A 12,285-nucleotide genomic window follows, 5' to 3' on the forward strand; every position below is an offset into this window, starting at 1 on the left:
AAGAACCCGGCAGGTGACTGCCGGGTTCTCTCTCGTTATTTGCCACTACCGCAGAAACAGTCGGTTCAGACTGATTCTTTATGCAGTCTTTTGATGGCCTGCAGCTGAATGCAATCCGGCGCCATCTCCATGACCTCGATCTGCGTGCCATCGGGATCCTCGATCCAAGCGCCGCGATTACCGTCGATGCCGATCTTGGTCGGCCTTGGCTTGCTGGGCTGGATGCCAACTTTCGCAAGCTCTTCGAACGTCTTGTCGATATCTTCGACGGTGAGGCAGATATGGAAGATGCCGATGACGTCAGGGCCGGATTCCGGCCTCTTCACGCCCTTCGGGAAAAGCTCGAGGTATTGATCATCGTTGATGCGCAGATAGACGATCCATGCCTCGCCCTGATCGTTGAGCAGGCGCGTCATCTCGCGAAAGCCGAGCTTCTGATAAAAGGCCAGCGACTTGTCGAGGTCGTTGACGCGCAATGCGATATGGCCGAGATGATTGAAAAGATCCATGGCTCAGGCCCGTCCATTGATGCGGCGAACGGCTGCCGTCTGCATCGCATCTGTGCCAAGCTGCATCAGTTCGATGCGGTTGCCTTCAGGGTCGGCGATCCAGGCCTGATAGTTGTTGTCGACGCCGAGCTTCTTTTCAGCCGTCAGGACAACGCCGCGGCTGGTGATATCAGCGATCGCCTCGTCGATATTCTCGACTTCGAGGCAAAGATGGTTATAGCCGACATTGGCAAAAGGCGGCGCGCTGTCGCCGACACCTTCCGGAAACAGCTCGATGAACTGCGTGTCGGTGATCCTGAGATAAACGATCCACAGGCGGCCGTCGCGCTCCAGTCGGAACATTTCGTCGAAGCCGAGCTTGTTGACATAGAAGTCGAGCGAGCTGTCGATGTTCTTCACACTGACGGCCACGTGTCCGATCGATTTCACACTCTTCATTGCATCCTCCTCCGTCTTTCGGTTTCACCGCGCGTACTGGCGCAGCCACTCGCCGAACCTCCCGATCCGGCATCTTTTCGGAACGCCACGTGCGGAATAAATCGACGTGACGTTTCTTATTTGAACTGATATAAGTTCATGTAAGAATTTATCGGCATTCGTGTGCCGGAGTCAATCGAAAGGAGCCGCGATTGCGTGAACTCCACGCATTGCTTATGGAAGGCGAAGCATTGCCTGATGGGCCTGGCAGGATTTTCAATGACCGACATTAGTGAAGACGCCGCGCAGAAATATCGTATCCCCGTCATCGAGCAGATGGTGGAGGTGTTCGCGCTTCTGGAACGAACGCCGGAAGGCGCGACGATCCGCGACGTGGTCAAAGCGGTACGGCTGTCACGCACCACCGTCTACCGGATGCTCAACACGCTGAGCGCCTACGATTTCGTGCATCGCTCGCCAGCGGGAAGCTATACGCTCGGCCGCCGCCTCCTGACACTTGCGGCCCATGTCGCGCCGACCGTTGCGAGTTACGACCTGCTGGCGATCGCGCAGCCACATCTCAACAAGATCTCCGAGCTTCTGGGTGAAGGCAGCAAGCTGACGCTACCATCGGGCGACAATATTCTGGTTGTCGCCTCGGCGCAGGGGCATGGCCAATATGCGCTATCGGCGACGGCCGGCCAGCGCCTGCCGTTTCATGCAGGTGCCGCCGGCAAGATCCTGCTTGCCTTTTCACTGCAGGAGGACATCGAGCGGCGCCTGACCAAGCTCGAGCGCTTCACCAACCAGACGATTACCGATCCCAAGCAGATGCTTGAAGAGCTTGCGCAGATCCGCAAGCAGAATTGGGCGCGGGACATGGGCGAGCAGATGTCCGGCGTTCACGCAATCGCAGCGCCGGTCAGGGATCATCAAGACACCGTCATTGCAGCTGTCAGCGTTCCTTTCGTCACAGGCGTCGACGAAAAGCGCGTAGCAGACATCAAGCAGGCGGTAATAGCCGCAGCTCAATCGATCACCAACGATATCCGATCCGCAACGCCCACGGCGCCAGCGGCGGGGCTCGCCACAGAGAAGCCTGCACCAAAACACTCAGCTCAGAAGACGGTGGCAAAGCCGAAACAGCGATAGACGTCTGGCGGCCTAAGGCCTCTTCCCCTCGGCGGACGGTGCATTCGCGCATCGCCCGACCGGCCGGGAGGAGCCCTACGTGAATTTGCCTTCCTTCAAATGCTTCGGGATCGGATCTGGGCGGCCGCAGCTGCTGCGGATGGCAACCGCGCGCTTCGACTGGGCAGACCGTTCAAAGGCGGTCATCACCTCGAGCGCATGAAAAGCGAGTTCCGACGAGACGCGATGCGGCCTGCCGGAACGCAGTGAATCCACCATCTCGGCAGCACCCAGTCCTCTCAGGCCGAGATGACCGGGAACGCCTTCGACATAGGGATGGTCGACCGCCACCTCCTCCCAGGCCTCATTTCCCTCGGTGAAGATCTCGACCTTGCCCGTGAAGTTGTTCGGGTCCGGCGTTACCATCGAGCCCTTGGAACCGTAGATTTCGATCTGGTTGTGCTTGTGTTTGATAACGTCAAAGCTCGTGGCGATCGTCACCGTCGCACCGCTATGGAACTCCATGACGCCGGTAAGATGCGTCGGCGTCAGCACCTTGATCGTCTCGCCGAAACGTGGCTGCGTCTTCACAATCCGCTCTATGCGGGTGACCTTGGCAGCGCCGAAGACTTCGCGAACCGGCCCGAGAAGAGCAATCAGATTGGTGACGTAATAGGGGCCGACGTCGAGCATCGGCCCGCCGCCGCGACCGTAGAAGAAGGCCGGATTGGGATGCCAATGCTCGTGACCTGGCAGAAGCAGCATAGCGGTTGCGGAAATCGCCGTGCCGATGCGGCCTTCATCGTAGAGACGCCGCGTCAGCTGATGACCGCCGCCGAGGAAAGTATCGGGCGCGCAGCCGAGCCGCAGATCGCCAGCGCGGGCAAGGGCCATCAGTTCCTCGGCCTCTTCCATGGAAACCCCGAGCGGCTTTTCGGAGTAGACGTGTTTGCCGGCAAGCAGCGCCTTCTTGCTGATCGAATAGTGAGCGGTCGGCGTGGTCAAGTTGATGATGAGGCCGATTTCGGGGTCGGCGAGCATTGAATCGAGCGACACCGACTGGACGCCAAACTGCTCGGCAAGCTTGCGCGCGGGCTCTTGGTAGAGATCGTAGATCGACTTCACGCGAATGAAATCGAACATATGCAGCGTCGCGACATAGGTGGCGCTGATATTCCCGGCACCGACGATGCCGACTTTCATGGCGCTGTTCCCGCTCATTTTTGTTCCTCAGGCGATGATGATGTCGAGTTCTGCAGCGCAGTCGCGCAGGTAGCGGATGCCGCGTTTCATTTCGGAATCGAATTCCGGCGTGGCTTCCCGGAAATGGGTCCAGTGCGATGCGCCCGGTGCATCCTCGAGCTCCAGGGTGATCGGCCCGGAATAGCCGATCGTTCGCAAGGCTGCGAAAATCGCCTTCCAGTCGATCTTGCCGCGGCCGGGGCGCCAGTGGGCATTGGTGTGCCCTTCATTGTCGGAGAAATGCGTGTTGTAGATCCGGTCTCCGAGCGACAGCACCACGTAATGTGGCATGTCGCCGGCAGGAAAGAGATGACTTGGATCGAAATTGAGCCCCAGGTTGGGAGCGCCCGTGCGCTCGATCAACCGCAGCATTCCCTGACCTGAGCTGACCCAGCGATAGGGATGCGGTTCGATCGCGACACGCAGCCCGGCATCAGCGGCAATGGCGCAGGCCGCCGCGAAACCTTCGACGACGACCTCATATTCCTCCGCCCAATCCCATTCGGGCTTCACGACAGCCGACCATTCCTGGGCCGTCGGCCGCTGCAGGATCGGCCTGATATCCGATTGGAAAGGATAAGGCGTCATGCTTGTCATGATCGGCGTGCCGATCTTTGTAGCCATCTCGACGCCGCGTTTATAGGCATCCAGGTCTACGCGAGAGACCGGTGCGTTATCATCACGCGAAAATGGCAGATTGTAGAAGAAGTTGGTCAGCGTCAGCCCTTCACCGTCAGCGATCGACTTGAGCTCGCGGATCGTCTCGTCGGTGTAATAACCTAGCATGTCGACTGACCATGCAGTCAGCTCGAAACCTTTGCAACCGGTGGCCGCCAGCCGGCGCAGAGGCGCCGCATAAGGCGGATTCCAGTTGAACGTCCAAATTGGCGAACCGAAAAAAAGTGCTTGAGCACCCACGCCGTCCTCCCATCATTATCGCAGCGTCTTTATCTTCCCTTTGGAGCGCTCCAACCCGCTCTAAAAGTTAATTCGTAACGTTACGAATGCATGGTAACAGCCACCCTGTCAACGTCCTCCCCGATGGAATTTGTCCCGTATTGCGGTAGGGAAAGATGAATTCGTAACGTTACGAACGACTTGACCTACGCAAGATTTCTGAGGGATTTTTAGCGCAGGCTGAATTCACTGCGGCGTTCGACAAAACTGGCGCGGACGATCTCGATCAGGCCGGATGCCGGCTCGCCCTGCATCGACCTGTAGAGGAGGTCGCTCAAACGCTGTCCGATGATGAAATTCGGAAAATAGTAGGTACTGAGCGGCGGATTGTAGAAATCGTGGAGACGGCTGCCGGAATAGGTCAGGATGGAAAAATCCTCGCCGACCTTTCGCCCAAGATCGGCCAGAGCGGAAACGAAGCCGAGGGCTGCCTCGTCGCTTGCCACGAAGGCGCTGGTGACCTGGGGATATTTGGCAAGCGCATCCACGGCAATCTTCTTGCCGCTATCAGGCGTGGTTGCGGTGAAGAACATCCGCTCGTCAGGAACAGTCAGGTTCCTGCGGTTGAATTCAGCTGTCCAGCCCTTGATGAATTGCAGGCTGTAGGTGAACTGGCTGGAGGGCGCGACCAGCAGCGGCGCCTTGTGTCCGGCATCGAGCAGTCGCGCCGCCGCAGCCGCGCCGATCTCCTCGTGGTCGATATCGATGCTCGGATGTTTGCTGAGCAGCTCGGTGCGGCCGAAGGTGACGAAGGGCATGCCGACTTCCAGCAGATATTTCACCCGATCGTCCTGAGGCCTCGTATGAGTAAGGATGAGTCCATCGACGGTCCCCTCCTCCACAAGATCCCGGACGGTTGTCAGTGGGTCGTCAGCCTGAAACTGCGGGGCGACCGTCGTGCGGTAGCCATGTTGTTTCATTGCGCCGCAGAAGCCCTCGATCAGTGAGGCTACCACGATATTCATCTCGCCCTCCCGATGGAACGGCATGATGACGCCGACGGCATGTGTCTTGCCCGTTCTCAGATTGATGCCGCCGAGGTTCGGTCGGTAACCGAGATCGGACGCGGCTTTCTTGACGAGGTCGATCGTCTCCCGGTTGACCTCGGGGCCATCCTTCAAGGCGCGGCTGACGGTCGTGACGGAAAGGCCGAGCGACTTCGCCACAGTGCGCAATGTCACCCGCTGTGCAGCCCGGCGGGATGCCGCCAGTTTTGCTTGATCCGCCACGCAGATTTCCTCCAATTTGACAGCCGATGTCCTTGCTGGAACACGGCGATCTCTAGCCTATCATGGGAGCTTCGTCCAAAGGGAGCGGCGGAATCCGAAGCCGACATCTGCAAATTCCCGACGCCATCGGTCGTTGACAGCAACAGATCCGGCTAGCCACGCGGCCGGCGTTCCCGTAATAAGCGGATAACCATTTAGTTATTTCGCAACCTCTGAGGTATTCAGCATGAAATTCTATAGGCTTCCGCAGACCGACCTCGACGTGTCGAGCATCGTCCTCGGAATGATGCGGATCGCCAATATGAGCAATGGCGAGATCCAGCAGCTGGTCGGCGGCGCACGCGATGCCGGCGTGACCTTTATCGACCATGCGGACATTTATGGCGGTGCTCCGCATCGCTGCGAGGCTCGTTTCGGCGAGGCGATTTCCCTCACCGCCGCCGAACGCGAGAAGCTTGTCATCCAGAGCAAGGTCGGCATTCGCAAGGGATTTTTCGATTTCTCCGCCGAGCATATTCTGGCCTCGGTGGATCAGTCACTCGCAGCGCTGAAGACTGACTACTTGGACGTGCTTCTGCTGCATCGCCCTGACGCACTTGTCGAACCCGAGGAAGTCGCAGCAGCCTTCGACACGCTCAAATCTGCCGGCAAGGTCCGCCATTTCGGCGTTTCCAACCATACACCTGGCCAGGTCGAACTGCTCAAGACCGCGGTCAAGCAGCCGCTCATCGTCAACCAGGTACAGCTCAGTATCACTCATGCGCCGCTGATTGCATCCGGCGTTGCCGCCAATATGGCCGGGCTTGACCAGTCGATCGATCGCGACAACGGTCTGCTCGACTATTCCCGCATCAACGGCATGATGCTGCAGGCCTGGTCGCCGTTCCAGAAGGGCTTCTTCGACGGTGTCTTCCTCGATGATCGTGAAAATTTCGCCGATCTGAACGACGCCATCGACGAACTCGCGAAGGCCTATGGCGTGACCCCGACGGGTATTGCCGTCGCCTGGATCACCCGTCATCCGGCAAAGATCCAGGTCGTCCTCGGCACCACGAAGCCGGAGCGTGTCGTCGAAGCAGCAGCCGGCTCTTCTGTCTCACTGACCCGCGAGGAATGGTATCGACTGTTCAGGGCTGCAGGACATACCGTGCCCTAACCTGCCCGAAGAGACGGTCGCCCGTCAGTTGGGTGGAACCTTTCCCCAATCCGGTCAATGAGTAACGCCGAGCATCGCCCCGCAGATCTCCTCGTGGTCGATCGTGCGAGTGCTTAAACTCTAGGCTGGCGTTTTGGGGGGCGACTACGTAGCCCAACGCTTCGCGGCCATTGCACACCGCCCTCACGCCCGTCATGATGCCTCATCCTCAGCATATACAGGCAGCCATGCACATCTTTCTCGTTCGACACGGCGAATCTCTCGGCAACATCAGCGAGAGCGCCTACCGGCAGTTCGGCGATCACAATGTTCCGCTGACGGAATGGGGTTACCGGCAGGCGCTGGAAGCGGGACGCAGCATCGCTTCCTATCTGGCAGCGCTACCTGGTGTTACCAGAAAGGCGGCCATCTGGCATTCGCCATATCTGCGGACGCGCCAGACGAAAGACGCGATCATCGAGGCCTCGCCTACGGGCGCTATCGGCGATGTGCATGAGGATTATCTGCTGCGGGAACAGGATTTCGGCTTGTTTACCGAGATCTACGACCGGGCCGAGCAGCGGCGCAAATTTCCGGAAGAATTTGAGAAATGGGCGCGCCTTCGCAACAGTAGCGGCAAGTTCTATGCCCGCCCGCCTGATGGGGAGAGCCGCGCGGACGTTGCCCAGCGGGTGAGGCTGTTTCTGCAAACTGTTATGCATGACATCGGCAGCGGCAACGACACCGTGATCATCATCGGCCACGGTGTCACCAACCGTGCCTTCGAGATGAATTTCCTGCATCACAGCGTCGAATGGTTCGAGCGCTCCGATAATCCAGGCAATGCCGATGTGACTTTGATCCACGGCACGCGTGTGGAAGGCTATCGCTCGATGCTTCTGCACAAGGCCGACGACCGCGATCCATCCGAGGCGACCGAAATGCGCGACGCCTACGGTTCGGAGCTGACGATCGCACCGAAGACCGATATCTAGAGTCTATAGGCAGCGAGATTTAAGCCTTCAAAAGAGGGTAACTTTCTGTCATCTGATCCAGAATATTTCAGCGTGGCATCGACGGATTCGCGTCACAAGTATCGCCTTGTTGTATGCCTGATGGCGCTATAATGTATGCAGAACCAACCGAGCCTTTGAAATCATGTCATCCAATTCCGACCGGGTGGATATCGCCCATCGCACACTTCGGCAGGCCATCATCGAGCAGGCGCTGAAAGCCGGCACCAAGCTTCCCGAAGACGAGATCGGCCGGCATTTTTCGATGAGCCGCACTCTGGTCCGCACGGTGCTGGCTAAGTTGCAGGCCCAGGGGCTGGTCGACACCTACCACAAGCGCACAGCCACTGTGGCCCAGCCGAGCCTTGATGAGGCGCGTGATGCTTTTGCCATCCGCCGTGCACTTGAGCGCGAGATGATGAAAGCTGTCATCAAGCGGTGGAATCCCGCCATCGAAAAACTGTTGCGGGAACATGTGCAGGAAGAGGAGGCCGCTCACGCCAAGGGAGATGTGCGCCTGTCGACCCGTCTTGCGGGTGAATTCCACCTGAAGCTTGCCGAATTGTCAGGCAATGCTCTGCTCGAGCGCTATCTCTCCGAACTCGTCTCCCGCTGCTCGCTCATCCTTGCCATGTATAGCCGGCCCCATTCGAGCGAATGCGCGATCAGCGAACATTCCGGCCTCATCAACGCTTTGAAAAAGGGCGACTTGGCTGCGGCGGAGCATCTGATGGACGAACACCTATCATCCGTTGAAAGCCGCGCCCTGATCGAAGACGGTCTCGCAGCAGAACCTGATATCGGGTCCATCCTGTCGCGATTTTCCACGCGCGCAGCCGGCTGATCTGCCGGTTTTTCAATCACGTATACAAGATTCTGACTATTATGTAGACGCGATCTGCTTTCCACGTTTTGTGGATTTATAGTCGCGCTTCCCGGTAAGACGGCCTATCGCCATTTTTCTCTCAACGAATTCGTGTGTTTAGCCCCTCATAGGCTTGGGGCCGCCATTTACGATACATTCTGGCATTCATATTGCATACTTGATTCTCAGTATCATGTAGCCTGGATTTCGCTCATGTCGCATACCGTGTCATCATCGCCGGAATACCGTCTGGAGTTGCGAGGCATCCGGAAAGCCTATCCGGGCGTCATCGCTAATGATGGGATCGACCTCAGCGTCAACCCCGGTGAAATCCATGCGATCGTCGGCGAGAATGGTGCCGGCAAGTCGACGCTGATGAAAATCATCTACGGCATGGTTCGCCCTGATGCCGGCGACATGCTGTGGGATGGCAGGGAGGTGAGCGTCGCCTCGCCCGCCGATGCGCAGAAACTCGGCATCGGCATGGTGTTTCAGCACTTTGCGCTCTTCGATACGCTGACCGTCGCCGAGAACATCGCCCTTGCCCTACCGGGCAAGCAGAAGATCGAGACCTTGTCCGCGAGAATTGCAGATGTCGCGACCCGCTACGGTCTGCCGGTCGAGCCAGACAGACATATTTACACGATGTCCGTCGGGGAGCGGCAGCGTGTCGAGATCATCCGCGCGCTCTTGCAGGATCCGCGCCTCCTGATCCTCGACGAACCAACCTCCGTCCTGACGCCGCAAGCAGTCGAAAAGCTCTTCGTGACGCTCCGGCAGATCGCGGCCGAAGGCTGCAGCATTCTCTATATCAGCCACAAGCTCAATGAGATCAGGGATCTCTGCCACAAGGCGACAATCCTGCGTGGCGGGCGTGTCACCGGCGTCTGCGATCCTTCACAGGAGAGCCCGGCCTCGATGGCGCGGCTGATGATCGGCTCAGACCTTGCCGGGTACCGCCATCGTTCGCATAGCGTCGCCGGTGAGAGCCGGTTCGCCGTCAACGGCCTTGATCTGCCGACAGCAGATCCTTTCGGCACCGCGCTGTCCAGCATCACTCTTTCGGTGCGGGGTGGAGAAATCCTCGGCATTGCCGGGGTTTCCGGCAACGGGCAACAGGAACTGCTCGCGGCTCTCTCGGGTGAAACCCGTCTGGCGAGAAACGATGCCATTACCATCGACGGCGCGCCGGCCGGCCATCTCGATCCGGCGGGGCGGCGCAAGCTCGGCCTCTGCTCGGTACCCGAGGACCGTCTGAGGCAGGGTTCCGTTCCCTCGCTGCCGCTATCAGAGAACGTGCTTCTCACCGCCAATAGCGGCAGCGCCGTCAGGGCCGGCCTCATTCGTTTCGACCGCGTTCTTGGCTTTGCCGAGCGCTGCATCAAAGCCTTTGACGTCCGCTGCCCGGGACCGACAGCGCCCGCCGGCAGCCTGTCAGGCGGCAACCTGCAGAAGTTCATCATCGGTCGCGAAATCCTGCAGGAGCCCGGCGTGCTCATTGTCTCACAGCCGACCTGGGGCGTCGATGTCGGTGCGGCCCTCGTTATCCGTCAGGCTCTGCTCGACCTGCGCGAACGCGGTGCCGCCATCGTCATCATATCGGAAGAACTGGATGAATTGTTCGAGATTGCCGACCGCATTGCCGTGATTGCCGGAGGCCGGATGACCGAAGCACGGCCACGCGCCGAGGCCGATCGCAACGATATCGGCCTCGCCATGTCCGGCAACAAAATGGAGAGGGAGATGGCCGATGCGCTTTGAACCGCGCCCGAAACCCTCCGCGTTGATGGTGTTCCTGTCGCCGGCGGTCTCGCTCGCTCTGACGGCAATCGTCGCGATGATCATTTTCGCCTCCGCTGGCCTGGAACCATCAGGTGCGCTCGTTACCTTTCTCACCGCCCCGGTCGGCGATCTCTATGGTTTCGGCGAACTGCTGATCAAGGCTGCCCCTCTTGTGCTGATCGGCATCGGTCTTGCCATCGGCTTCCGCGCCGGCATCTGGAATGTCGGCCCCGAGGGACAACTGACCGTCGGCGTGATCTTCGGCGGCTACGTCGCCCTGCATTTCGGTCCTGATGGTGGCGCCTGGGTGCTGCCGGCCATGGTGATGTCAGGCGCCATCGGCGGCATGCTCTGGGCGGCGATCCCTGCCTTCCTGCGTGTCCGCTTCAATGCGTCCGAAATCCTCACAAGCCTGATGCTGAACTATGTCGCCGGCCTTTGGCTCACCTGGCTGATCTTCGGTACATGGCGCGACCCTGCCGGCTTCAATTTCCCGCAATCCGAGCCACTCGCACCGGCCGCCCTCTTCCCGATCCTCATAGAAGGCACGCGCATGAATGCCAGCACCGTCTTCGCGCTAATCGCGGTCGTCCTTGGCTGGATCTTCATGAAACGCAGTTTCATCGGCTTCCAGCTGAAAGTCACCGGCCTGTCAGCGGGAGCCGCGCGCTACGCCGGTTTCAGCGTCACGCGGGCGGTATGGATCGGAATGCTGGTCAGTGGTGCGGTTGCCGGCATCGCCGGTGTCGGCGAGATCGCCGGGCCGTTGGCGCAGATCTTTCCCAATGCCTCGCCCGGCTATGGGTATACGGCGATCATCGTCGCTTATCTCGGCCGGCTGAACCCGCTCGGCATCCTGTTGTCGGGGCTCTTGATGGCGCTGCTCTATCTCGGTGGCGATCTCGCACAGATGTCGCTCGGCATGCCCTCCTCGATCACCGGTCTGCTGCAGAGCACGCTGCTCTTCTTCCTGCTGACGGCAGATGTCCTCGTCCACCACCGCATCCGTTTCAGGACCTCCGGCAGAAAGGGCGTCACGGCATGATGAGCCAGCTTCTTCCCATTCTCATTGCCACGCTGATTGCCGGTACGCCGCTCGTCTATGCCGCCCTTGGCGAACTGGTCACAGAGCGCTCCGGTGTGCTCAATATGGGTGTCGAAGGCATGATGGTGGTCGGTGCGGTCATCGCTTTCATCACCATGCAGGCGACAGGCGAACTCTGGCTCGCCGTTCTCGCCGCCATGCTGGCGTCCATGCTCTTGGCGCTGATGTTCTCGGTGCTGGTCGTCAGCTTCCGCGCGCATCAGGTGGCCGTCGGATTGGCGATGACCATTTTCGGCACCAGCTTCGGTTCCTTCATCGGCAAGAGCTATGTCGGCATGGCGATCGTCATGGAGCCATCGAGGCTCTCGGCTTTCGCAGGCAGAATTCCGCTGCTCGGCGCCGTGCTCGGCCAGTTGCACCCGCTGGTCTGGCTTTCATGGGCGCTGTTTGCCGGCGTTTGGTTCTTCCTCTATCGCACCCGCTTCGGCCTCATCGTTCGCGCCGTCGGAGAATCGCCCTCCTCGGCCCATGCCATCGGCTACCCTGTCGTACTGATCCGCTATCTCTGCACGCTCTTCGGCGGTGCGATGGCAGGAGTCGCGGGCGCCTATATCTCAATCGTCTATACCTCGCTCTGGACCGAGGGGCTGATCGCCGGGCGCGGCTGGATCGCTGTGGCATTGGTGGTCTTTGCCACATGGCGGCCGGGCCGCTGCTTTCTCGGCGCCTATCTCTTCGGCGGCGCGACCATTGCGCAGCTCTTTGCCCAGAGCGCCGGGATCGGGCTGCCATCGGAGCTGATGTCCGCCCTCCCCTATCTCGTGACCATTGCGGTGCTGGTGCTGATCTCGCGCAACGCGACGCTGATGCGCCTCAACGTCCCCGCTTCCCTTGGGCAGCCCTTCGTCGCCGGAGGCTGAACCTCACGCCACATGCCAACAAAAACAGAGAGGAACTGAA

At 59.6% G+C, this 12,285-nt stretch carries 12 protein-coding genes; 7 read left to right on the forward strand and 5 right to left on the reverse strand.

From position 1 onward, the window contains the following. Window positions 1-65: 65 nt before the first annotated feature. Window positions 66-509 (reverse strand): VOC family protein, encoded by a 444-nt coding sequence (locus AB8B33_RS28970; protein WP_113321690.1) that lies wholly within the window; start codon window positions 507-509, stop codon window positions 66-68. A 3-nt stretch (window positions 510-512) separates the two neighbouring features. After that, window positions 513-947 carry a VOC family protein gene (locus AB8B33_RS28975; protein ID WP_113321691.1) on the reverse strand — a complete coding sequence of 145 codons (435 nt, stop codon included), beginning with the start codon at window positions 945-947 and terminating at the stop codon, window positions 513-515. A gap of 258 nt (window positions 948-1,205) precedes the next feature. Between AB8B33_RS28975 and AB8B33_RS28980 the strand changes: the two genes are divergently transcribed. Further along, window positions 1,206-2,078 (forward strand): IclR family transcriptional regulator, encoded by an 873-nt coding sequence (locus tag AB8B33_RS28980; RefSeq protein WP_439018005.1) that lies wholly within the window; start codon window positions 1,206-1,208, stop codon window positions 2,076-2,078. A gap of 75 nt (window positions 2,079-2,153) precedes the next feature. Here AB8B33_RS28980 and AB8B33_RS28985 read toward each other — a convergent pair whose 3' ends face one another. The 3 genes from AB8B33_RS28985 to AB8B33_RS28995 all read right to left on the reverse strand — a co-directional run bounded on the left by AB8B33_RS28985 (window position 2,154) and on the right by AB8B33_RS28995 (window position 5,485). After that, window positions 2,154-3,278, reverse strand: a complete 1,125-nt coding sequence (locus tag AB8B33_RS28985; protein ID WP_439018006.1) for a Gfo/Idh/MocA family protein — start codon at window positions 3,276-3,278, stop codon at window positions 2,154-2,156. A 9-nt stretch (window positions 3,279-3,287) separates the two neighbouring features. Further along, window positions 3,288-4,217 (reverse strand): sugar phosphate isomerase/epimerase family protein, encoded by a 930-nt coding sequence (locus AB8B33_RS28990; protein ID WP_439018007.1) that lies wholly within the window; start codon window positions 4,215-4,217, stop codon window positions 3,288-3,290. Between the two features lie 209 nt (window positions 4,218-4,426). Next, window positions 4,427-5,485 (reverse strand): substrate-binding domain-containing protein, encoded by a 1,059-nt coding sequence (locus AB8B33_RS28995; protein WP_439018008.1) that lies wholly within the window; start codon window positions 5,483-5,485, stop codon window positions 4,427-4,429. Between the two features lie 226 nt (window positions 5,486-5,711). On the opposite strand from AB8B33_RS28995, the gene AB8B33_RS29000 reads away from it, so the two are divergent. From AB8B33_RS29000 to AB8B33_RS29025, 6 genes are all read left to right on the forward strand, one after another. Beyond that, the gene (locus AB8B33_RS29000; RefSeq protein ID WP_439018009.1) at window positions 5,712-6,641 is read left to right on the forward strand and encodes an aldo/keto reductase; all 930 of its coding nucleotides are present in this window, start codon (window positions 5,712-5,714) and stop codon (window positions 6,639-6,641) included. A gap of 227 nt (window positions 6,642-6,868) precedes the next feature. Continuing rightward, the gene (locus AB8B33_RS29005) at window positions 6,869-7,615 is read left to right on the forward strand and encodes a phosphoglycerate mutase family protein (RefSeq protein WP_113321710.1); all 747 of its coding nucleotides are present in this window, start codon (window positions 6,869-6,871) and stop codon (window positions 7,613-7,615) included. A gap of 163 nt (window positions 7,616-7,778) precedes the next feature. After that, a complete protein-coding gene (locus tag AB8B33_RS29010) occupies window positions 7,779-8,477 on the forward strand; it encodes a GntR family transcriptional regulator (protein ID WP_439018010.1) in 699 nt (232 codons plus the stop codon). Window positions 8,478-8,711: 234 nt separating this feature from the next. Continuing rightward, window positions 8,712-10,259, forward strand: a complete 1,548-nt coding sequence (locus AB8B33_RS29015) for an ABC transporter ATP-binding protein (RefSeq protein WP_439018011.1) — start codon at window positions 8,712-8,714, stop codon at window positions 10,257-10,259. Continuing rightward, window positions 10,249-11,325, forward strand: a complete 1,077-nt coding sequence (locus AB8B33_RS29020; protein WP_439018012.1) for an ABC transporter permease — start codon at window positions 10,249-10,251, stop codon at window positions 11,323-11,325. The genes AB8B33_RS29015 and AB8B33_RS29020 overlap by 11 nt, the downstream gene beginning before the upstream one ends. Next, window positions 11,325-12,245 (forward strand): ABC transporter permease, encoded by a 921-nt coding sequence (locus AB8B33_RS29025; protein WP_439018878.1) that lies wholly within the window; start codon window positions 11,325-11,327, stop codon window positions 12,243-12,245. The genes AB8B33_RS29020 and AB8B33_RS29025 overlap by 1 nt, the downstream gene beginning before the upstream one ends. The last annotated feature ends 40 nt before the right edge of the window (window positions 12,246-12,285 follow it).

Origin of the sequence: Rhizobium sp. 768_B6_N1_8, from assembly GCF_051811225.1 — a bacterium.
Taxonomy (GTDB): Bacteria; Pseudomonadota; Alphaproteobacteria; order Rhizobiales; family Rhizobiaceae; genus Rhizobium.

Coding starts and splice junctions, on each gene's coding strand:
- AB8B33_RS29005 (WP_113321710.1), top strand. CDS start 6,869: ATGCACATCTTTCTCGTTCGACACGGCGAATCTCTCGGCAACATCAGC.
- AB8B33_RS28970 (WP_113321690.1), bottom strand. CDS start 509: ATGGATCTTTTCAATCATCTCGGCCATATCGCATTGCGCGTCAACGAC.
- AB8B33_RS28980 (WP_439018005.1), top strand. CDS start 1,206: ATGACCGACATTAGTGAAGACGCCGCGCAGAAATATCGTATCCCCGTC.
- AB8B33_RS29010 (WP_439018010.1), top strand. CDS start 7,779: ATGTCATCCAATTCCGACCGGGTGGATATCGCCCATCGCACACTTCGG.
- AB8B33_RS28985 (WP_439018006.1), bottom strand. CDS start 3,278: ATGAGCGGGAACAGCGCCATGAAAGTCGGCATCGTCGGTGCCGGGAAT.
- AB8B33_RS29020 (WP_439018012.1), top strand. CDS start 10,249: ATGCGCTTTGAACCGCGCCCGAAACCCTCCGCGTTGATGGTGTTCCTG.
- AB8B33_RS29000 (WP_439018009.1), top strand. CDS start 5,712: ATGAAATTCTATAGGCTTCCGCAGACCGACCTCGACGTGTCGAGCATC.
- AB8B33_RS29025 (WP_439018878.1), top strand. CDS start 11,325: ATGAGCCAGCTTCTTCCCATTCTCATTGCCACGCTGATTGCCGGTACG.
- AB8B33_RS28975 (WP_113321691.1), bottom strand. CDS start 947: ATGAAGAGTGTGAAATCGATCGGACACGTGGCCGTCAGTGTGAAGAAC.
- AB8B33_RS29015 (WP_439018011.1), top strand. CDS start 8,712: ATGTCGCATACCGTGTCATCATCGCCGGAATACCGTCTGGAGTTGCGA.